This is a genomic window from Nocardioides ochotonae, assembly GCF_011420305.2.
Classification (GTDB): domain Bacteria; phylum Actinomycetota; class Actinomycetes; order Propionibacteriales; family Nocardioidaceae; genus Nocardioides; species Nocardioides ochotonae.
In genome coordinates this window covers 3,020,810-3,040,340 of record NZ_CP061769.1, presented here as the reverse complement: position 1 = coordinate 3,040,340, position 19,531 = coordinate 3,020,810, and the positions used below count along the sequence as shown (strand labels likewise).

Genomic DNA, 19,531 nt, shown 5'->3' with positions numbered 1-19,531 from the left:
ACGGGCGCACAGGCCGACCCGGGGTCAGGCCTGGTTCTGCGGCGGCAGGGCGGCGACCATCGGGTGGTCCTGGTCGCTCACGTCGGTGTTCGAGGCGCCGCCGGGGGAGCCGATCTCGGCGAAGAATCCGACGTTGGCCTCGTAGTAGCCCTTCCACTCTTCCGGGGTGTCGTCCTCGTAGAAGATCGCCTCGACCGGGCAGACCGGCTCACAGGCGCCACAGTCGACGCACTCGTCGGGCTGGATGTAGAGCATCCGCTTGCCCTCGTAGATGCAGTCGACCGGGCACTCGTCCACGCACGAGCGGTCCTTGAGGTCCACGCAGGGCTGCGCGATCACGTAGGTCATCGGCTCTCCTCCGCCACGGTCCACACGTCCGGGCCGTCGATCAGTGCCTGCAGGTCCCCGGGCGCCCCGGCCGTCGCGAGCTGCACGCGGGCCCCATCGTCGTACGTCGGGCGCTCGACCTGGCGGAAGATGCCGATGGGGGACTGGTGGAGGTAGCCGGCGTCGGTGAGCCGACTGATCGCGAACGCCATGGTGGGGTCGGGGTGGTGCGCGTCGTGCACGAGGATCTCCTCGGCTGCCACGTCGGCCACGTCCGCGACCCGCACTCCGCCGCCGGCGTCTCGGACCAGGCACTTGTGCCCGAGCCCGTCCTCGCGTGCGGCGCCGAACCGGATCTGCTCGCCGTGGACCAGCGGGATGATCGCGTCGGCCTTGGTGGCAGGGTTCTTGATGGCGTCGAAGGCGCCGTCGTTGAAGATCGGGCAGTTCTGGTAGATCTCGACCAGCGAGGTGCCGCGGTGGGCGGCGGCCGCGGAGAGCACCGAGGTGAGGTGCTTGCGGTCGGAGTCGATGGTGCGGGCCACGAAGGACGCCTCGGCGCCCAGGGCCAGCGAGACCGGGTTGAACGGGTGGTCGACGGAGCCCATCGGGGTGGACTTGGTGACCTTGCCGGCCTCGGAGGTGGGGGAGTATTGACCCTTGGTGAGGCCGTAGATCCGGTTGTTGAACAGCAGGATCGTCATGTTCACGTTGCGGCGCAGGGCGTGGATCAGGTGGTTGCCGCCGATGGACAGGGCGTCGCCGTCACCGGTGACGACCCACACGGAGAGGTCCTCGCGCGCGGTGGCGATGCCGGTGGCGATCGAGGGCGCGCGGCCGTGGATGGAGTGCATCCCGAACGTGTCGAGGTAGTAGGGGAACCGGCTGGAGCAGCCGATGCCGGAGACGAACACGATGTTCTCGCGGCGCAGCCCGAGGCCGGGCAGGAAGCCCTGGACGGCCTTGAGCACGGCGTAGTCGCCGCAGCCGGGGCACCAGCGCACCTCCTGGTCGGAGGTGAAGTCCTTCCCGGTCTGGCTCTCACCCTCGCCCAGGGTCGGGACCAGTGCGGTCCCCAGCACCGGGCTGGGCAGGTCGGTGACGGTCGCAGGCGTGGTCATCGCAGGGCCTCCTCGGCCTCGTGGTCGGCGGTGGGAGCGACACCCAGGGCGGCGAGCGACGCCAGCAGGATGCCCTCCATCTCCTCGGCGCCGAAGGGCATGCCGCGCACGTTGGTGCGCGACTCGGCGTCGACGAGGAACTCCGCGCGCAGCAGCATCGCCAGCTGCCCGAGGTTCATCTCGGGCACCACGACCTTGTCGTATCGCCTGAGGATCTCCCCGAGGTTGCGGGGGAAGGGGTTGACGTGGCGCAGGTGCGCCTGGGCGACGTCCAGGCCGCGCCGGCGCACGCGGCGTACGCCGGCGCCGATCGGGCCGTAGGTCGAGCCCCATCCGATCACCAGCAGTCGGGCCTCGCCGGACGGGTCGTCGACCTCCAGGTCAGGGATGGACCGGGCGATCCCATCCACCTTGGCCCGGCGGGTGCGGACCATGAAGTCGTGGTTGGCCGGGTCGTAGGAGATGTTGCCGTGCCCGTCGGCCTTCTCGATCCCGCCGATACGGTGCTCGAGGCCGGCAGTGCCGGGCGGCGCCCACGGACGGGCCAGCGTCTCGGGGTCGCGCTGGTAGGGCCAGAAGTCGGCCGTCTCCTCCCCGTCTGCGCCCACGCTCGTGTGGTTGGTGCCGGTGGCGAAGCCGGCATCGATCCTGGGCAGGGACGCCACGTCGGGCAGCGCCCACGGCTCAGAGCCGTTGGCCAGGTAGCCGTCGGAGAGCAGCACCACCGGGGTGCGGTAGGTGACCGCGATCCGCGCGGCCTCGATCGCTGCGTCGAAGCAGTCCGCGGGCGTCTGAGCCGCGATCACCGGAAGCGGGGCCTCGCCGTTGCGGCCGAACATCACCTGCAGCAGGTCGGCCTGCTCGGTCTTGGTCGGCAGGCCGGTGGACGGACCGCCGCGCTGCACGTCCACGATCACGAGCGGCAGCTCCAGCATGACCGCGAGTCCCATGGCTTCGGCCTTGAGCGCGACGCCCGGCCCCGACGTGCTGGTCACGCCGAGGTGGCCGGCGTACGCGGCGCCGATGGCCGCGCCGATGCCGGCGATCTCGTCCTCGGCCTGGAAGGTGGTGACGCCGAACGCCTTGTGCTTGCTCAGCTCGTGCAGGATGTCGGACGCCGGCGTGATCGGGTAGGCGCCGAGAAAGACCGGCAGCTCGCTGAGCCTCCCGGCCGCGACCAGGCCGTAGGAGAGCGCCAGGTTGCCGGTGATGTTGCGGTAGCGCCCGGCGCTGGCCTCGGCGGGCTTGACCTCGTAGCGCACGGCGAAGGACTCGGTGGTCTCGCCGAAGTGGTAGCCGGCCTTGAAGGCGGCCAGGTTGGCGTCGCGGATCGTGGGCTTCTTGGCGAACTTGGTCGAGACGTAGTCGATCGTCCCCTCGACCGGGCGGCCGTACATCCACGACAGGAGCCCGAGCGAGTACATGTTCTTGGAGCGGGCAGCGTCCTTGCGCGAGAGTCCGAACTCCTTGACCGCCTCGACGGTCATCCCCGTGAGGTCGAGTGCGTGCACCTGGAAGTCGGTCAGCGAGCCGTCCTCGACGGGGTCGGTCGTGTAGCCGGCCTTGGTCAGGTTGCGCGCGGTGAAGTCGTGGGTGTCCAGGACGATCACCGCACCCGGCTTGAGGTCGGCGACGTTGGCCTTCAACGCGGCCGGGTTCATCGCCACCAGGACGTCGGGGTGGTCACCCGGGGTGAGGATGTCGCGGCTGGCGAAGTGCAGCTGGAACGACGAGACTCCCGGGATGGTGCCTTGGGGCGCCCGGATCTCCGCGGGGAAGCTGGGCAACGTCGACAGGTCGTTGCCGAACGCCGCCGTCTCCTGGGTGAACCGGTCCCCGGTCAGCTGCATGCCGTCGCCGGAGTCGCCGGCGAATCGGATGATCACGCGTTCGAGCTGCTGGACCGGCTTCTCGGGTGCGGCTGTCATGGTGCTCCGATGGTCGAGGAAGTGCGACGATGGGACGCCTAATAGTGATAATCAATCCTACGGAATAACTCGCGTACGTCAAGAGGTCGACCGCTCGCGTCGCGAGCCCACCACCCTTCCCAATCATGCATATGATTGCTATCATCCATGTCCGAGCGGTGGTCGTCGACCCGATGGCTCGGCCGAAGGCGAGGAGACCTGATGACAGTGGAGAAGCGGACCGCGAGCACCTACATCAGCTCGACCTGGCTGGACGGTGCGTCGGGGGAGTCCTTCTTGTCCGTCAGCCCGTCGACCGGGGAGCCCTTGGGGGAGACCGTCACCAGCTCGATCGAGCAGGTCGACGAGGCGGTCGCGGCGGCGAAGGTGGCCTTCCACCACTCCTCGCAGTGGCGCTCCTGGACCCCGCAGATGCGGGCCGACGCGATCAACAGGTTCGCCGACATCCTCGAGCGCGAGACGGAGCCCCTCTCGCGGCTCATCGCCTCCGAGGTCGGCACCCCAGTCGCCGCGTGCCGGGCGATGCAGGTCGGCGGTCCCATCGACGTGCTGCGCTGGTACGCCACGATGGCGGTCAAGGGCCCGCGGGGCGGCTACGAGCAGGCGCTCCCGCACTATGACAAGCCGGTCGCCTCGGGCAGCCTCCTGCACTACGAGCCGGTCGGCGTGGTCGCCGCCCTCCCGGCCTACAACTACCCCCTCAACCTCCTGGTCTGGAAGCTCGGCGGGGCTCTCGCCTCCGGCTGCACGACCGTCGTGCTCCCCTCGCCGCAGGGCCTGTGGAGCACGCTGCGGATCTTCGAGCTCCTCGACGAGGCCGGCTTCCCGCCCGGTGTGGTCAACCTGGTCACCGGAGGCCCCGAGATCGGCATCCACCTGACCGGTCACCCCGACGTCGACATGGTGTCCTTCACCGGCTCCGACGCGGTCGGCGCGAAGGTGATGTCCCAAGGAGCGCTCGGCTCACTCAGCAAGGCGGTCCTCGAGCTCGGTGGCAAGAGCCCCAACATCATCCTCCCCACCGCGGACCTGCCCGCCACCGTCGGCGCCTCGATCCTGCGGTTCGCCCGCAACGCCGGCCAAGGCTGCGCGGCCTGGAGCCGGATCCTGGTCCCCGAGGAGAGGGTGGATGAGTTCTGCCGGCTCGCCGAGGACTTCATTGCCGGGGTCAAGGTCGGTGACCCGATGGAGGAGGACAGCGTCGTGGGCCCGGTGATCTCCGCAGCCCACCGGGACAAGGTCGAGGGTTGGATCGCCGAGCTGATGGAGCGCGGCGCCAGCTGGGGTGCCGGCGGTGGCCGCCCCGAGGGCCTGGACAAGGGCCACTTCATGCGTCCCGGGCTGCTCCGCGACGTCGACCCCGACGACCCGCTGGCGGACACCGAGTTCTTCGCCCCGATCGGCATGATCTTCGGTTACGAGGACGTCGACCACGCGATCGAGCTCGCCAACAACACCCGCTACGGCTTGGCGGGCAACGTCTTCGGCCCGCTCGACGAGGCCGTCCAGGTCGCCCGCAAGATCCGGGCCGGCACGGTCACCGTCAACGGTGGTTCCGGGATGCGGCCCGACGCGCCGTGGGGCGGACCCGGTCGCAGCGGCGTCGGTCGCGAGCTGGGCGAGGACGGTTACGCCGAGTTCTTCGAGGTCAAGCACATCCAGTACGCACTCGCCGGCATCACCCGCCCGCCGGGCACCTGAGCCGACCCACAGCACCCGAAGAGAAGTGGAGAGCACCATGGGACGTTTCGACGGCAAGACCGCCATCGTCACCGGCGGCGCCCGGGGCCAGGGGCGCTCGCACGCGCTGCGTCTGGCCAGCGAGGGGGCGAACGTCGCGATCCTCGACATCGCCGGCCAGATCGACTCGGTCGCCTATCCGATGTCGACCACCGATGACCTCGCCTCGACCGAGCGCGACCTCAAGGAGCTCGGGGCGGAGGTCCTCGCGATCCAGTGCGACGTGCGCGACCAGGAGGCCGTCAAAGCCGCGGTGGCCGCGACCGAGGAGCGGTTCGGTGCCATCGACATCGTCCTCGCCAATGCCGGCATCATGGCCAGCTACGGCAAGAGCAAGCACGACATGGCCGCGTGGCACGACTCGGTGAGCACGATGCTCAGCGGTGTCTACTACCTGCTGCACGCGGTGACGCCGGGGATGATCGAGCGCGGTCGGGGCGGTGCCATCTGCATCACCGGCTCCACGTCGAGCTACATCGGCGTCGCCTACAAGGAGGAGATGCTGAACCCGGGCCAGATGGGCTACGGCGCGGCCAAGACCGGCGTGCTGTCGCTGATGCGCAACTTCGCCATGGTGCTCGGCAGGCACGGCGTGCGCGTCAACACCGTCATCCCGGCCGGCGTCAACACGAAGATGATCGACAACGAGTTCTTCACCGCCGACCTCGCCGGTGACGCCCCCGGCGGATGGATGGCCAACGTGATGGAGCGCGGGCCGGTCGACCCCGAGGAGATCACCAACGCGGTGACCTGGCTGTGCTCGGACGAGGCGCGCTTCGTCACCGGCCAGACGCTCGCCGTCGACATGGGGACCCTCCTGCTCTGACCGGTCGGCCGTACGGCGGCCCTCCGTCGTACGGCGTCCCGGTGTGAAGTGTCGGCTGACGGGCTTGTCGCCCAGTGACCCAGGCGGAGCCGCCCGGCAGGGGCGGGCCGACCAGAAAGCGAGACGATCGTGGAGTTCGGAATCCTGATGGGCGACCAGCCCGTCTCAACCCCGCCCGAAGAGCACCTGGACCTGATGCTGCGAAAGGTCGAGGCGGCCCAGAAGGCAGGCTTCACCTACCTCACCATCGGCCAGCACTACCTGTACGACGGGTTCCGCTGGCTGCAGCCGGTCCCGATGCTCGCGCGGCTCGCCGCCGAGCTCGACGAGCACGTGAAGATCGGGACCACCGTGCTGGTCGGCCCGCTGCACCACCCCGTCCAGCTGGCCGAGGACCTGGCCACCTTGGACATCATCACCCGGGGCAAGCTGGTGGTCGGGATCGGCACCGGCTACCTGCCGCACGAGTACGAGGTCTTCGGCAAGCCCTTCAAGCAGCGCTACTCGCTGCTCGAGGAGCTGATCGAGGTGATGACGAAGGTGTGGACCCAGGACCGGGTCACCCACCACGGCAAGTTCTTCGACATCGAGGACCGTCCGACCCACCTGCGCCCGGTCCAGCAGCCGCGCCCGCCGATCTGGCTCGGTGCGATGAAGGAGATGGGGGTCCGCCGTGCCGCGCGCCACGGCGACGTCTGGACCATCACCCCGCAGCAGACGATCGAGCAGGTCGAGCAGTTGGTCGGGGCCTACCTCGACGAGCGGGCCACGTACGACCTGCCGCTGACGAAGTTCCCGCTGCGCCGCGAGCTGCACCTGGGCACGGACCCGGAGGACGCGCTGCACAAGTTCGCGGAGGTGGCCCGGGTCAAGTACGTCTCCTACGCCGACCAGGGCATGCAGCTGCTCGACAAGGAGCGGGTCGAGCGCGAGTTCCTGGACAACGTCAAGGACCACGTGCTGCTCGGCAATGGAGAGCAGGTGCGGGACCAGATCCGCGACATCGCCTCCCGGCTCCCGATCGGCCCGCTCCTGGTCCGACCGCACTGGCCGGGGATGGACGCCGACCAGACGGCCGCCTACCTCGAGGAGGTCGGTCGCGAGGTCGTCGAGCCTCTCCAGGACCTGGAGAGCATCGGCTTCGAGGAGCTGGCGGCGAAGCAGCCCGCCTGACCTCGAGAGACTCGCTCCCTCGGAGCACGAGAAGGGGCCGCCCGGTGCTCACCGGGCGGCCCCTCTCGCGTCTGCTGGGCGGTGTCTCCTCGGCTCAGACGCCCTCGGGACGCTTGAGCATCAGACCGGCCCGGTGTGCGATGTGGACCAGCTCGTCACGCTGGTTGTAGCCCCGGTGCTCGAACCGGACGATCCCGGAGTCCGTGCGGCTCTTGGACTCGCGCTTGTCCAGGATGGTGGTCTCGGCGCGCAGGGTGTCGCCGTGGAAGACGGGGCTGGGGAAGTCGAACTTCGTGTAGCCCAGGTTGCCCAGCGTCGTGCCCATGGTGAGGTCGTAGACGATCATCCCGCCGATCAGGCCGGCGGTGTAGAGGCTGTTCATCAGTCGCTGGCCGTGGGGCTGGGTCGCCATGTACTCAGCGTCCAGGTGGAGCGGGGCGGGGTTCATGGTGATCGAGGTGAACAGGATGTTGTCCATCTCGGTCACGGTGCGGCTCCACGGGTGCTTGAACTCCTGGCCGGCCTCGAACTCTTCGAACCACATGCCGGGCATGGGTGCTCCTCTCGTCGTGCTCTCTGGGCGTCGCTAGACGGCCGTCATCCGGTGGGAAACTCATGGTGGGTGGCCTTCGCGCCCTCGTCGTCCCGGTCGCGCGCGGCCGGGTGCATGCCGATCAGCAGCAGCATGCTCGCCACGCTGATCGCGAAGCAGAGCCAGAACCCGGGCACGAGGCTGTCGGTGGCGTCGGCGAGCGCGCCCATCAGGAACGGTCCGGCCGCGCCCGCGGTGAAGGAGAACAGCATCGACATCGAGCTGAGCCGGGTGGCGTCCTGCGGCGAGGTCGCCTCGTCCTGCACCTTGACCAGGGCCAGGCTGCTCGCGCCGCCGATCCCGAAGCCCGCCAGCAGCAGGCCAGGGATCGCCAGGTCGCGCGGCTCCAGGCAGAGCAGCAGCAGCCCGACGGTCGAGGTCACCATCACGGTCGTGAAGACGCCGCGGCGCCCGGGGACCCGGTCGGTCAGCGGGGTCAGGGTGAGGATCGAGAGCAGCTGCACGCCTTGGAACAGGACCAGGTGGAGCGCCGCGGTGCCGGGGGCGATCCCGTGCTCGATGAAGAGGGAGGGGAGCCAGGCGATCACCCCGAACCCGAGGAACATCGGCACGCAGTAGACGGCGGTGACGAACCAGGCACGCTTCTCGCGCAGTGGCAGCGAGACCCGCTCGGCCGGCCCGGTCTCCCGGGGCCTCCCCGCGCCCGCCGCCCGGACGGCGACCAGTGCCGCGACCAGGGCGAGGGCGGCCACGCCCCAGAGCCCGAGCGCCACCCGCCAGCCCCCGAGGTGCTCGGTGATCGGCTGCGCGGTGCCGGCTGCCAGGCCGACGCCGAGCGCCATGGAGGTGGAGTAGACGCCGGTGGCCAGGCCACGCAGCCGGGGCAGGTAGTGGGCGATGAATGCAGGCACCAGCGTGGAGATCACGCCCAGCGCCCCGCCGATGAGCCCTGCGGAGAGGACCAGTGGCACGGCGGTGCCGATCAGCAGGCGGGAGAGCTCGGCGAGCCCGAGGACGGCCAGCAGTGCGATCATCGCGCGGTCGGCCCCGAGCCGGGTGGTGAGGGAATGGCCCAGCGGTGCGCAGAGCGCCATCGCCAGGATCGGCACCGACGTGAGCAGGCTGGCCGCGGTCGCGCTGAGCGACAGGTCCTCGCTGATCACCGGCACCAGCGGAGGGGTCACCCCGAAGACGGCACGGATGTTGACGCCGATGGCCACCACCAGCGCGAGCGCGAGCCAGGTGGGGAGCCGGCCGGCGTGGGTCCGGTGGTCCCGCGCGGGCGTGCTGGCGAGCACGGGATCCGTGGTCATCGGGCGCGGACCGGGTCAGTCCAGCGCCGACACGGGGCTGCCGGTCGCGGCCCGGGCCTTGACCAGGTCCTTGCTGGCGTCCACGCCGAGCCAGGCGGTGAGCACGCCGTCACGGCTCCAGGTGGCCCGCGCCAGCGTGCCGTCCGGCCCGCGTCGGAGGTCCAGGGTGTCGTCGGGCAGGTGCGCCCCGACGTACTGGAGCTTGCGGCCGAACTGGTCGGACCAGAAGTAGGGGACCGGGTCGTGCTCCGGGCCCTGGTCCCAGTCCAGCAGGCTGCCCACCGCCGCGGTCGCCACCATGCTGGCCTCGTCCCAGTGCTCAGCGAGCCGGTGACCGCCGGTGTGCGCGGACCAGCGCTGCGCGACGTCGCCCAGCGCGACGACCCCGGGCACGTTGGTCCGGCAGCGCACGTCGGTGAGGATGCCGCGATCCAGCTCGAGACCCGAGCCCTGCAGCCAGCCGAGTTCGGGGCGGACGCCGATGCCGGTGACCACGACATCGGCGCTCAGCACGGTGCCATCGTCGAGGTGGACGCCGTCGCACTCGATGGAGGTGACGCCGGTCGACGTACGCAGCTCGATGCCGTCCCACCAGTCGCGGGTGGCGGCGCCGACCTGCTCGCCCAGGACGCCGGACAGCGGCTCGGGACCGAACTCCACGCAGGTGACCCGGCAGCCGGCGGCGCGGGCGGCGGTGGCCACCTCGGCGCCGATCCAGCTCGCGCCGACCACCACCACGTGGGCGCCGGGCACCAGCTGCTTGCGCAGCTCCAAGGCGTCGTCGATGGTGCGGAGCGTCGCCTGCGGGCCCACGCCGGGCAGCCGTGACGGCGTCGCGCCGGTCGCGACGGCGAGCGCGTCGTACTCGACCTCGCCGGCGGTGGTCTTCAGCCGGCGGCGGTCGGTGTCGAGCCCGGTCGCGGTCACACCGAGGCGCAGGTCGACGGCGAGCTTCTCGGTGTCGAAGGGGAGGGGCGACGCGTCGCGCTCCCCGGCCAGCACGGCCTTGGAGAGCGGTGGCCTGTCGTACGGAGGGACGTGCTCGGCGCTGAGCACCGTCAGCGTGCCGGTGAACCTCTTGCGCCGCAGCGTCGCGCACAGCCGTGCGGCCGCCAGCCCGCCGCCGACCACGACCACCCGGCCGTTCTCGAGGTCGAGGGCGTGGCCGGGCTGGGCGGCGGTCACGTCGCGGTCTTGGTGTAGTGCTCGGCGAAGAGCGGCTTGTCGCCCAGCATGCGCTCGCCGGGAGTGAAGGTGACGGGGATGGTGTGGAAGCCTGCATTGGTGCCCTGGTCGGGGTAGGCCAAGACGTTGTCCATGTCGACGACGTAGTCGCCCATCCGGCCGAGCACCTGGCGGATCATCTCCCGGGCCATCGCCTTGCCCAAGTGGGAGCCGGCGCACCGGTGGATGCCGAGACCGAACGCGACGTGCCGGTTGGGCCAGCGGGTGATGTCGACGGTGTCGGGGTTCTCGAACTGCTCGGCGTCCCGGTTCGCCGATCCCCACGAGAGCAGCGCCCGGTCGCCCTTGCGGACGGGGCAGCCCTGGAACTCGGTGTCCTCCATGATCGTGCGGGCAAGTGCCTGGGTGGGGGAGAAGACCCGGAGGAACTCCTCCACGGCGATGTCGACCATCGACGGGTCGTCGATCAACCGCTGGCGCTCCTCGGGGTTCTGGTAGAGCCAGACCAGCGACTGGGTGACCAGCGAGGCGGTGGTGCCGACCCCGCCGGAGATGACCAGCTCGAGGATGGAGTAGACCTCGTCGTCGTCCATCCGGCGACCGTCCACCTCGGAGTTGATGAAGTGGGTGGTGGCGTCGTCGCTGGGGTTCTCGCGGCGGTGGGCGATGTGTTCGCGGACCGTCTTGCTCACCCACGGCACCGCGACCTCGGCGGCGTGCTGGTACTCCGGGGAGCCGGGCGCCGCAGAGACCAGCGTGTGCATCGCGTCGACGTAGTTCTTGTACTCCGAGGGATCCAGGCCGAGCCAGTCGATGGTCACCGCGGCCGGCACCCCGGCGACGATCGCGAGGTCGGCCTCGCCCTTCTCGATGATGGTGTCGATGAACCCGGTCACGTAGTGGCGGACCACCTCGTCGAGGTTCTCCACCGCGGCGGGAGCGGTGACCTTGTTGACCGCCTTGCGGTAGGGGCGGAACCGCGGCGGGTCGAGCTCGATCGGGATGTGGAAGGCAGTGGGGGCCTTGGGGATGGTCACCGAGAGGCCGGGGCCGCCGAACTCGTCATGCCGGCCGGAGGAGAAAAGGTCGTCGTTGCGGGACGCCTCGAAGACCGACTTGTAGTCTGCGAGCACCCAGTAGCCGCCGTGCGCCTCGGTCCACGCGACCGGAGTCTCCTCGCGCAGCCGGCGGTAGACACCCACGTGGTCCTTGGCGTGGTCCGCAGAGTGGTGGTCGAAGTGGGTGACGGGGCAGCGCGGCTGGTCGGACATCGGGATCCATCCTCCTTGGGGGCCAAGGGGTTCCTTGGGTGAGCAGGATCATGATAATAGTTATACCCAGCACGGAGTCAAGGGAGTCACACCCGTCACGGGGTGGGCGCCGGACTCCCCGCAGGCACCTTGGTGCGACCCCAGTCAGGAGGACCCCATTCCATGAGAGTTGCCGCCGATCTCGAGAAGTGTCAGGGCCACGGCCTTTGCCGGATGTCTGCGCCGGACGTGTATGACGTCACCGTCGACGAGGGACAGGTGATCGTGAAGTTCGACGGCGAGATTCCCGAGGAGCTGGAGGACGGCGCCGCCCTTGGCGTCGACTCGTGCCCGGAGATCGCGCTGAGCATCGAGGAGTGACTGCGGGACGTCGCAGGAGCGACGCCTGCGACGACCCGGAGCGGGCTCGTCTCCGTTCCCCGTCCGCGCGCTACGCGGCCGGGGAACGGGCGACGGGCCTGCTGGCGTTCCTGCTCCTCGGCACGGCGATCGTCGTGCCGACTCTGCTCGGGGTGCTCTCCGTCGAGATCACCACCGATCTCGGCCTCAGTGACGCCGCGCTCGGTGCGGTGGTGTCCGCGTTCTGGGCGGTGACCGCCCTCGTCGCCCCGGTGGCCGGCCGATGGGTGGATGGGCGCGGGTGGCCGCTCGGCGCCTGGCTCGGCCCCGCGGTGACCGCGCTCTGTGTGGCCACCTGCGTCCTCCTCGTCGACTCCTGGCTCGCGCTCCTCCTGGTCGCTGCGCTCGGTGGCGTGGGGTACGGCATCTGCTCGCCGACCACCAACCTGCTGGTGATGGCCGTGGTCCCGGCTCGCCGTCAGTCGACGGTGCTCGGGCTCAAGCAGACCGCCCCGCCGCTGCTGATGGCCGCGGCGGGCGCGACCCTGCCGGCGGTGGCGCACCTGTACGGCTGGCGTACGGCGATGGCGATCTCCCTGGTGCTGCCTGCCTCGGTGCTCGCGCTGGTCGTCCGCCGGGGCTCCGGTGCTCCGGGGGCCGGGCGCCGCGCCGATGCCTCGCGGGTGGAGCTCTCGCCGGCGGAGCGGACCAGTGCGCGGCGGGCCCTGGTGCCGATGGTCGTCGCCGCCGGCCTCGGCACCTTCTCGGTCGCGACGCTCACCGGCTTCGCGGTGCTCACCCTGGTCTCGGCGGGTCTCGGGCCGGTGGCGGCCGCGGGAGTGGTCTCCGGGGGCAGCCTGGCCGCAGTCGTGGCCAGGGTCGCGGCCGGCAGGTTCCTGGGCGGCCGGCCGTCCTCCGACGTGACGCCGCTGCTCGCGGTGATGGGCCTCGCGGGGCTGTCGTTGCTGCTCGTGTCCACGGGCGTCTTCGGTCTCGAGCGGTCGAGCGGAAGCGGCTGGCAGGCGTTGGTCGTGGTGGGGGTGGTGCTGTCGCTGGTGGCGGCCTGGACCTGGCCGGCCCTGCTGCTGATCACCGTGGTGCGTGGCAGCAGCGCCGGGCCGGGCGCGGCCAGCGGGCTGCTCCAGCTGGGCAGCGGCCTGGGGTCGGCGGTGGGTCCCGCGGCCTTCGGCGTGCTCTCGGACGCCGGAGGCCGCGGGTGGGCCTGGCTGACGATGGGGGCCCTCACCGTCCTGGCCATGGCGCTGGTGCGCCGACCTACTTCGCGAACGCCCCCGCATCCACCGGCAGGGTCGTCCCGGTGACGTAGCGACCCTCGTTGCTGGTCAGGAAGAGGATCGCGTTGGTGATGTCGTCGCACTCCACCCACGGCACCGCCAGGGAGTTCAGGCCCACCATCCCGGGGATGGCCGCCTCCTCGGTGGCCTCCTCGCCCTCTCCCACGAACATGGAGTAGGTGCCGGGGTTCTTGACCATGATGGTGGCCACGTTGGTCGGGTGGACGGTGTTGACCCGGATGTCGTACGGCGCGAGCTCGTTGGCCATGGTGCGCATGAGGCCGACGATGCCGTGCTTGGCGCTGACGTAGTGGGCCACGTGCTGGATGCCCTTGAGGCCGCCGATCGAGCTGGTGAAGACCATCGAACCGCCCTCGCCCTGCTCGATCAGGCGGGGGATCGCGACCTTGGCGGTGTGGAAGACACCGGTGAGGTTGACGTCGATCATGTCCTTCCACATCTCGGAGGTGAGCTCCCACGACTTGCCGTAGGTGGCGATGCCGGCGTTGGCCAGCACGATGTCGATCCGGCCGAGCTCGTCGACGCCCTGGTCGAACGCCTGCTGGAGCGCGTCGAGGTCCCGGACGTCGGCCGTGCGGGCCACGATCCGCTGGCCGGTGGCCTCGACGGCCTTGACCGTCTGCTCCAGCTCGTCGGGGGTGGCGAGGGGATAGAACGGGGTCACCGTGTCGATCTCGGCGCAGATGTCGACGGCGATGATGTCCGCCCCCTGCTCCGCCATCCGGATCGCGTGATTGCGTCCCTGTCCGCGAGCGGCACCCGTGATGAATGCGACCTTGCCTGCGAGGCGACCTGCCATTGTGAGCTCCATTCAATGCGCATGATTGGGCTCAATATCATCCCCGGCCACCCGACCCGCGTCAAGAGCATGGAACGAGGGAGAAATCAACGAGAAGTCGACCGTTGTGATCAACGCCACGCATGCGTATCGTGCTAATGGTTCACATCATTCACGGTGGAGGTAAGCAGATGACGATCGCCGAAGACGTGGCTCTACCGCCGGACATCCTGTCTGCGGAGTACCTCTCGGACCCCTACCCCCTGCAGCGGGTCCTGCGTGACCACTACCCCGTGCTCTACCACGAGCCCACCCAGAGCTACCTGCTCAGCCGCTTCGAGGACGTCGCCGGCGCCTTCCGCAGTCCGCAGTTCTCCAGCCGCAACTACGAGTGGCAGCTCGAGCCGCTGCACGGTCGCACCATCCTCCAGATGGAGGGCACGGAGCACTCGCGGCACCGGGCGCTGCTCAATCCGTTCTTCCGGGGCAAGGGCCTGGAGAAGTTCATGCCGGTGATCCGCGAGAACGCCATGGGGCTGATCCAGGGGGTGGTGGCCTCGGCTGGCGCGGAGCTGATGGACCCGATCGCGCGCAGTGGTCGCGCCGACATCGTCCAGGACTTCTCCACGTGGTTCCCGATCAACGTCATGGTCGACATGCTGGGCCTGCCCAAGAGCGACCACGACCGGTTCCACCGCTGGTATGAGTCGATCATGGCGAGCCTGAACAACCTCGCCGGGGATCCCGACGTCACTTCCGCTGCGGAGGTCACTCGCCACGAGCTGCGCGAGTACATGATGCCGATCATCCACGAGCGGCGCTCCGGTGACGGGGAGGACCTGCTCTCACGCCTGTGTCGGGCCGAGGTGGACGGCCACCAGATGAGTGACGAGGAGATCAAGGCGTTCGTCAGCCTCCTCCTGGTCGCCGGTGGCGAGACCACCGACAAGGCCGTGACGAGCATGGTCCGCAACCTGATGGACAATCCCGACCAGCTCGAGGCCGTCCGCCGGGACAGGTCGCTCGTCGACAATGCCATCGCCGAGACGCTGCGGCACTCGGGGCCGGTGCACATGATCATGCGCCAGACCGAGGAGGATGTGACGCTGCACGGCGTCACGATCCCCGCCGGCTCGACCTGCATCATGATGCTCGCGGCGGCGAACCGGGACGAGCGGCAGTTCGCCGACCCGGACAGGTTCGACATCTTCCGCGAGGACCTGGATGTGGCCAAGGCCTTCAGTGGGGCGGCCAACCACGTCCAGTTCATCCTCGGTCGGCACTTCTGCGTCGGGTCGTTGCTCGCCCAGACCGAGATGCGGATCGCGCTCAACCTGGTGCTCGACCAGATGGAGAACCTGCGTTACCCCGATGGCTTCGTGCCGCACGAGGAGGGTCTCTATTCACGCGGGATCCCGGAGCTCCTGGTCGAGTTCGACCCCGTGCCGCCGGCCTGAGGATCAATCGGCTGCGCCGCCATGCGACGCCAGGACGCCCTCGCCCACCGCTGGTGGGTGAGGGCGTCCTGGCGTCCCACGTCCTGCCCGAGTTGCCCCAGAACCGCCCGGTCGAGGGGTGACAGACGCTCACACTAAGTGATAATAGTGATCAGGAATCGTTTTCTTTGTGTCCCAGGACACTCGAGCGCAGGAGGAAGCATGGACTTCGCCGTGGACGAGACCCACGAGGCCATCCGTGACGCAGTGCGAGCCATGTGCTCCAAGTTCGGCGACGACTACTGGATGGAGAAGGACGAGAAGCACGAGTTCCCCTGGGACTTCTACCAGGCGGTTGCCGACGCCGGCTGGCTCGGCCTGAGCATCCCCGAGGAGTACGGCGGGGGTGGGCTCGGGGTCGCCGAGGCGGCCATCGTCGAGCGGGAGATCTCGGGGTCCGGCGCCGGCATGGCCGGCTGCTCCGCGGTGCACATCGGCATCTTCGGCTTCGAGCCCCTCATCCGCCACGGCAGCGAGGACCTGAAGCGGCGGTTCCTGCCGCGCGCGGTGTCCGGGGACCTGCACGTCTCCTTCGCTGTCACCGAGCCGGACGCCGGCACCGACACGCTCAACCTCCAGACGTCGGCCCGCAAGGTCGACGGGGGCTGGCTGGTGTCGGGCAAGAAGGTGTGGATCACCAAGGCCCAGGAGGCAGAGCGGATGTTCCTGCTCGTCCGTACCTCCCCGCGCGAGGGCAAGGCGCACCGCGGCCTGACCCTGATGTTCGCCACCCTCGACCCCGAGGCGGTGATCATCCGCGAGATCCCCAAGCTGGGGCGGAACGCGGTCGACACCAACGAGCTCTTCATCGATGACCTCTTCGTCGCCGACGAGGACGTCATCGGCGAGGTCGGCGAGGGTTTCAAGGTCATCCTCGGCGGACTGAACGCCGAGCGGGTGATCTCCGCCAACGCCGCGCTCGGCCTGGGGGAGGCGGCCCTGCGTCGCGCGGTCGCCTATGCCAACGAGAGGGTCGTCTTCGGCCGCCCGATCGGCAAGAACCAGCTGATCGCCGGCCAGCTCGCCGACGCGCGGATCCGTCTCGACGCGGCCACCGCCATCTGCGACAAGGCTGCCTGGATGGTCGACAACGGCATCCCCTGCGGCCGCGAGGCCAACGAGGCGAAGTTCCTCGCCAGCGAGGCGGGCTTCAATGCCGCCGATGTCGCGATCAACGTCCACGGGGGGTACGGATACGCTCGCGAGTACCACGTCGAGCGCTACTTCCGTGAGTCCCGCCTCAACCGGATCGCGCCGATCAGCCAGGAGATGGTCCTCAACTACGTGGCCGAGCACGTGCTCGGGCTGCCGCGCAGCTACTGAGGGGCGCGACGTGGACACCACACTCCTCCGGCGGCTCGAGGTCGAGTCCGCCGCGGCGAACCTGATGCACCGCTACCAGGCACTCGTCGACGCCAAGGACGTCGAGGGTCTGGGGGCGCTCGCCACCGACGACGTCGAGCTGTCCCGGGTGCAGGGCGACGCCCGTGGGCGGGAGGCTTTCAAGGACCTCTACCGGGCGTTCGCCGCCTCCGACGTCGACGTGGCCCAGCACATGCTCACCAATCTCCTGCTCACCCCGCTGGGTGGGGAGCGCTACCAGGTCGACGCCACCTTCTGGGTGATCACCACCCACGAGTCGGGTGGCGCCAGGCAGGTCTGGGGCAGGTACCGCAACGACATCGTCGAGGTCGACGGCGAGTGGCGACTGGCGGCGAAGAGGATCCGCGTCGCGGGCGTCGCCCTCGTGCCCGAGGAGTCGCTGTTGCCCCGCGACCAGAACTCGTTCGGCCCGCTCCCGGACTGACCCCACGAACGCCGGACCCGAGTACACCAGAGCAGAGGGAGAAGAAGGCGATGTCGATGAGCACCGAGGACCGGCTGCGCCGGATCGAGGACAAGCTGGCCATCCAGGAGCTCGTGCACCTCTACGGGTTCGTGATGGACGAGCGTGATCTCGAGGGGCTGGACAGTCTGTTCACCCGGGACGCCCATCTGGGCTCCGCCGACGGCGTCTTCAATGCCGACGGCCTGGAGACGATCGCCACGACCTACCAAGCCAGGTACGACGCGCTGGGTGCCACCCACCACTTCATCCACTCCGTGCTGACCCGCTTCGACGACTCCGACCCGGACGTGGCGCGAGGCCTGGTCAGCGGGCACGCCGAGGTGGTCCGCGAGGGGGAGGTGATGTGGGTGGCGCTGCGCTACCACGACCTCTACCGGCGCACCGGGGACGGCTGGCGGATCGCCGAGCGGGTGATGGGCTACATGTACTACCTCCCCGTCGGCGAGTACGTCGAGACGATGAAGACCGACGACCGCAGCCTCGTCTACGGCGACGCCCGCCCTGCCGACTGGCCGTCCGTGCTGCACGGGCACGACCTGGGCTGGCTCCGTGCGTTCTACGCCGGGGGCCGGGGCGCGCAGGAGGGCGCGTCGTGACGGCCCCTGCGGAGGCCATGGGGGGCGAGGTCTTCGACGTCGTCGTCCTGGGCAGCGGGTGCGCCGGCATGGTCTCGGCGCTGAGCGCCGCGGACCACGGCGCATCGGTCGCCCTGTTGGAGAAGGCCGACGTGCTCGGCGGAACGACCGCGCTCTCCAGCGGTGTCGCGTGGCTGCCGGCCAACCGCTACCAGGCCGAGCACGGCGTCGAGGACTCGCCCGACGAGGGCCGGGAGTACCTCGCGGCGCTCTCCCACGGGTTGATCCGGCCGGGGATGGCAGACGCCTTCGTCGACACCGTCAAGGAGATGCTGGACTGGGTCGAGGAGCGCACCCCGCTGCGAATGCGGCTGGTGCCGGGCTACCCCGACTACCACCCGGAGCACCCGGGCGGGAAGCCCGGCGGTGGTCGCTCCACGGAGCCCGAGCTCTTCTCCTTCCACGAGCTGGGCGAGTGGGCCGACCGGTTCCTCGGGTTCCGCCGCTCCATGTATGTCGGTGAGACCCCGGTCGGCGGCGGCACCGGCTTCCTCGACCCGGGGGAGGAGGCGCGACGGGCCGAGGAGGCCCTCGAGGGCCTGGGTCGGGGCCTGCTCGGCGCTCTGCTCAAGGGTCTGCTCGACCACGACGTGGTGGTCCGCGCGGGCTGCGGCGCCGTCCGGCTGCTCACCGAGGGCGGCCGGGTCACCGGCGTCGAGCTCGCCGACGGCCGACAGGTGCGAGCCCGTCGCGGCGTCGTGCTGGCCACCGGTGGCTTCGAGCGCGACCCCGACCTCGTCCGCGCCTTCCTGCGTGGACCGGTGCAGAGCCCGCCCGGAGCGCCGTCCAACACCGGTGACGGACTGCGGATGGCGATGCGGGTGGGCGCCCAGCTGGCCGTGATGGGCGAGGCGTGGTGGGCGCCGGTCATGACGCTCCCGGGCGTCGAGGGCGAGCAGTACGCCAACCACGGCGTGCAGCTGCTCCAACGCGAGCGGACCCTGCCGCGGACGATCATGGTCAACTCGGGTGGCCGCAGGTTCACCAACGAGGCGGCCAACTACAACGCCCTCGGTGCGGCGTTCCACGTCTTCCACCCGACCCGGTTCGAGTACGAGAACCAGCCCGCGTGGGTGGTCTTCGACCAGGGCTACGTCGAGATGTACGGCGGCTACGGCGTGCCCGCCGGTGCCGAGATGCCCGGATGGATGACCCGCGCCGACACCGTGGCCGAGCTGGCCGGGGCGATCGGGGTCCCGGCGTACGAGCTGACCGCCACGGTCCAGCGGTGGAACGAGCTCTGCGCGCACGGCCGGGACGACGACCATGGCCGCGGCAACTCGGCGTACGACGGATGGTGCGGCGACCGCCGCCACTACCCGGGGACCGCCGCCACCCTCGGCCCGCTGGACCGCGGCCCGTTCTACGCGGCGCCGGTGCACGCCAGCTCCCTGGGCACCAAGGGCGGTCCGCTGACCACGCCCGACTGCGAGGTGCTCGACGTGGACGGCGACCGGATCCCTGGCCTCTACGCCGTGGGCAACGCGATGGCCGCCCCCACCGGGATGGTCTACGGCGGCGCGGGCGGGACCCTCGGTCCGGCGATGGTCTTCGGCTACCGCTGTGGCAGGGCGGTCGCCTCGGCCTGACCTCTCGCGACCAGACGGACCCCTTGTCCGGCTTCGTGTGACGTGGAACACTCCCCAAATCATGATTACCGATATCAGTGATTGGAGCCCAG

At 70.0% G+C, this 19,531-nt stretch carries 18 protein-coding genes; 10 read left to right on the top strand and 8 right to left on the bottom strand.

Annotated elements, in window-relative coordinates:
- Window positions 1-24 precede the first annotated feature (24 nt).
- The 3 genes from fdxA to HBO46_RS14775 are packed head-to-tail and all read right to left on the bottom strand — an operon-like array spanning window position 25 to window position 3,376.
- On the bottom strand, window positions 25-348 hold the full coding sequence (fdxA, locus tag HBO46_RS14785) for a ferredoxin (protein ID WP_166133052.1): 324 nt from the start codon (window positions 346-348) through the stop codon (window positions 25-27).
- Window positions 345-1,448 (bottom strand): 2-oxoacid:ferredoxin oxidoreductase subunit beta, encoded by a 1,104-nt coding sequence (locus HBO46_RS14780; RefSeq protein ID WP_166133050.1) that lies wholly within the window; start codon window positions 1,446-1,448, stop codon window positions 345-347. Before HBO46_RS14780 ends, fdxA begins: the two co-directional genes overlap by 4 nt.
- On the bottom strand, window positions 1,445-3,376 hold the full coding sequence (locus HBO46_RS14775; RefSeq protein ID WP_166133048.1) for a 2-oxoacid:acceptor oxidoreductase subunit alpha: 1,932 nt from the start codon (window positions 3,374-3,376) through the stop codon (window positions 1,445-1,447). The genes HBO46_RS14780 and HBO46_RS14775 overlap by 4 nt, the downstream gene beginning before the upstream one ends.
- A gap of 201 nt (window positions 3,377-3,577) precedes the next feature.
- Between HBO46_RS14775 and HBO46_RS14770 the strand changes: the two genes are divergently transcribed.
- The 3 genes from HBO46_RS14770 (at window position 3,578) to HBO46_RS14760 (ending at window position 7,115) form a co-directional block, all read left to right on the top strand.
- Entirely contained in the window at window positions 3,578-5,077 is a 1,500-nt protein-coding gene (locus HBO46_RS14770) for an aldehyde dehydrogenase family protein (protein ID WP_166133046.1), read from the top strand.
- A 37-nt stretch (window positions 5,078-5,114) separates the two neighbouring features.
- The gene (locus HBO46_RS14765) at window positions 5,115-5,942 is read left to right on the top strand and encodes a mycofactocin-coupled SDR family oxidoreductase (protein WP_166133044.1); all 828 of its coding nucleotides are present in this window, start codon (window positions 5,115-5,117) and stop codon (window positions 5,940-5,942) included.
- Between the two features lie 129 nt (window positions 5,943-6,071).
- Window positions 6,072-7,115 (top strand): LLM class flavin-dependent oxidoreductase, encoded by a 1,044-nt coding sequence (locus tag HBO46_RS14760; protein WP_166133042.1) that lies wholly within the window; start codon window positions 6,072-6,074, stop codon window positions 7,113-7,115.
- Window positions 7,116-7,209: 94 nt separating this feature from the next.
- Here HBO46_RS14760 and HBO46_RS14755 read toward each other — a convergent pair whose 3' ends face one another.
- The 4 genes from HBO46_RS14755 to HBO46_RS14740 are packed head-to-tail and all read right to left on the bottom strand — an operon-like array spanning window position 7,210 to window position 11,437.
- Entirely contained in the window at window positions 7,210-7,668 is a 459-nt protein-coding gene (locus tag HBO46_RS14755; RefSeq protein WP_166133040.1) for a MaoC family dehydratase, read from the bottom strand.
- A 44-nt stretch (window positions 7,669-7,712) separates the two neighbouring features.
- Window positions 7,713-8,981, bottom strand: a complete 1,269-nt coding sequence (locus HBO46_RS14750) for an MFS transporter (RefSeq protein ID WP_166133038.1) — start codon at window positions 8,979-8,981, stop codon at window positions 7,713-7,715.
- A gap of 15 nt (window positions 8,982-8,996) precedes the next feature.
- Window positions 8,997-10,166 carry an NAD(P)/FAD-dependent oxidoreductase gene (locus HBO46_RS14745; protein WP_166133036.1) on the bottom strand — a complete coding sequence of 390 codons (1,170 nt, stop codon included), beginning with the start codon at window positions 10,164-10,166 and terminating at the stop codon, window positions 8,997-8,999.
- A complete protein-coding gene (locus HBO46_RS14740; RefSeq protein ID WP_166133034.1) occupies window positions 10,163-11,437 on the bottom strand; it encodes a cytochrome P450 in 1,275 nt (424 codons plus the stop codon). The genes HBO46_RS14745 and HBO46_RS14740 overlap by 4 nt, the downstream gene beginning before the upstream one ends.
- 162 nt (window positions 11,438-11,599) lie before the next feature.
- On the opposite strand from HBO46_RS14740, the gene HBO46_RS14735 reads away from it, so the two are divergent.
- Together HBO46_RS14735 and HBO46_RS14730 are read left to right on the top strand one after the other, a co-directional pair.
- Window positions 11,600-11,797 carry a ferredoxin gene (locus HBO46_RS14735; protein ID WP_166133032.1) on the top strand — a complete coding sequence of 66 codons (198 nt, stop codon included), beginning with the start codon at window positions 11,600-11,602 and terminating at the stop codon, window positions 11,795-11,797.
- Window positions 11,794-13,098, top strand: a complete 1,305-nt coding sequence (locus HBO46_RS14730) for an MFS transporter (RefSeq protein WP_166133030.1) — start codon at window positions 11,794-11,796, stop codon at window positions 13,096-13,098. Before HBO46_RS14735 ends, HBO46_RS14730 begins: the two co-directional genes overlap by 4 nt.
- Here HBO46_RS14730 and HBO46_RS14725 read toward each other — a convergent pair.
- Window positions 13,052-13,891 (bottom strand): mycofactocin-coupled SDR family oxidoreductase, encoded by an 840-nt coding sequence (locus HBO46_RS14725; protein WP_166133028.1) that lies wholly within the window; start codon window positions 13,889-13,891, stop codon window positions 13,052-13,054. The genes HBO46_RS14730 and HBO46_RS14725 overlap by 47 nt on opposite strands.
- Window positions 13,892-14,061: 170 nt before the next feature.
- On the opposite strand from HBO46_RS14725, the gene HBO46_RS14720 reads away from it, so the two are divergent.
- The 5 genes from HBO46_RS14720 to HBO46_RS14700 all read left to right on the top strand — a co-directional run bounded on the left by HBO46_RS14720 (window position 14,062) and on the right by HBO46_RS14700 (window position 19,439).
- Window positions 14,062-15,327: a cytochrome P450 gene (locus HBO46_RS14720; protein WP_166133026.1), complete on the top strand. Its 1,266-nt coding sequence runs from the start codon at window positions 14,062-14,064 to the stop codon at window positions 15,325-15,327.
- A gap of 201 nt (window positions 15,328-15,528) precedes the next feature.
- Complete coding sequence (locus tag HBO46_RS14715) at window positions 15,529-16,689, top strand: acyl-CoA dehydrogenase family protein (RefSeq protein WP_166133024.1); 1,161 nt, start codon at window positions 15,529-15,531, stop codon at window positions 16,687-16,689.
- Between the two features lie 10 nt (window positions 16,690-16,699).
- Window positions 16,700-17,173, top strand: a complete 474-nt coding sequence (locus tag HBO46_RS14710) for a nuclear transport factor 2 family protein (RefSeq protein WP_166133022.1) — start codon at window positions 16,700-16,702, stop codon at window positions 17,171-17,173.
- A gap of 56 nt (window positions 17,174-17,229) precedes the next feature.
- Window positions 17,230-17,811, top strand: coding sequence for a nuclear transport factor 2 family protein (locus HBO46_RS14705; protein WP_166133020.1), 582 nt, complete (start codon window positions 17,230-17,232; stop codon window positions 17,809-17,811).
- Window positions 17,808-19,439, top strand: a complete 1,632-nt coding sequence (locus tag HBO46_RS14700) for an FAD-dependent oxidoreductase (protein ID WP_224769100.1) — start codon at window positions 17,808-17,810, stop codon at window positions 19,437-19,439. Before HBO46_RS14705 ends, HBO46_RS14700 begins: the two co-directional genes overlap by 4 nt.
- The last annotated feature ends 92 nt before the right edge of the window (window positions 19,440-19,531 follow it).

What these genes read in the sequence shown, in the direction of transcription:
- fdxA (WP_166133052.1), bottom strand. Translation starts at nt 348, where the DNA reads ATGACCTACGTGATCGCGCAGCCCTGCGTGGACCTCAAGGACCGCTCG.
- HBO46_RS14725 (WP_166133028.1), bottom strand. Translation starts at nt 13,891, where the DNA reads ATGGCAGGTCGCCTCGCAGGCAAGGTCGCATTCATCACGGGTGCCGCT.
- HBO46_RS14715 (WP_166133024.1), top strand. Translation starts at nt 15,529, where the DNA reads ATGGACTTCGCCGTGGACGAGACCCACGAGGCCATCCGTGACGCAGTG.
- HBO46_RS14775 (WP_166133048.1), bottom strand. Translation starts at nt 3,376, where the DNA reads ATGACAGCCGCACCCGAGAAGCCGGTCCAGCAGCTCGAACGCGTGATC.
- HBO46_RS14765 (WP_166133044.1), top strand. Translation starts at nt 5,115, where the DNA reads ATGGGACGTTTCGACGGCAAGACCGCCATCGTCACCGGCGGCGCCCGG.
- HBO46_RS14735 (WP_166133032.1), top strand. Translation starts at nt 11,600, where the DNA reads ATGAGAGTTGCCGCCGATCTCGAGAAGTGTCAGGGCCACGGCCTTTGC.
- HBO46_RS14780 (WP_166133050.1), bottom strand. Translation starts at nt 1,448, where the DNA reads ATGACCACGCCTGCGACCGTCACCGACCTGCCCAGCCCGGTGCTGGGG.
- HBO46_RS14740 (WP_166133034.1), bottom strand. Translation starts at nt 11,437, where the DNA reads ATGTCCGACCAGCCGCGCTGCCCCGTCACCCACTTCGACCACCACTCT.
- HBO46_RS14770 (WP_166133046.1), top strand. Translation starts at nt 3,578, where the DNA reads ATGACAGTGGAGAAGCGGACCGCGAGCACCTACATCAGCTCGACCTGG.
- HBO46_RS14720 (WP_166133026.1), top strand. Translation starts at nt 14,062, where the DNA reads ATGACGATCGCCGAAGACGTGGCTCTACCGCCGGACATCCTGTCTGCG.
- HBO46_RS14705 (WP_166133020.1), top strand. Translation starts at nt 17,230, where the DNA reads ATGAGCACCGAGGACCGGCTGCGCCGGATCGAGGACAAGCTGGCCATC.
- HBO46_RS14750 (WP_166133038.1), bottom strand. Translation starts at nt 8,981, where the DNA reads ATGACCACGGATCCCGTGCTCGCCAGCACGCCCGCGCGGGACCACCGG.
- HBO46_RS14755 (WP_166133040.1), bottom strand. Translation starts at nt 7,668, where the DNA reads ATGCCCGGCATGTGGTTCGAAGAGTTCGAGGCCGGCCAGGAGTTCAAG.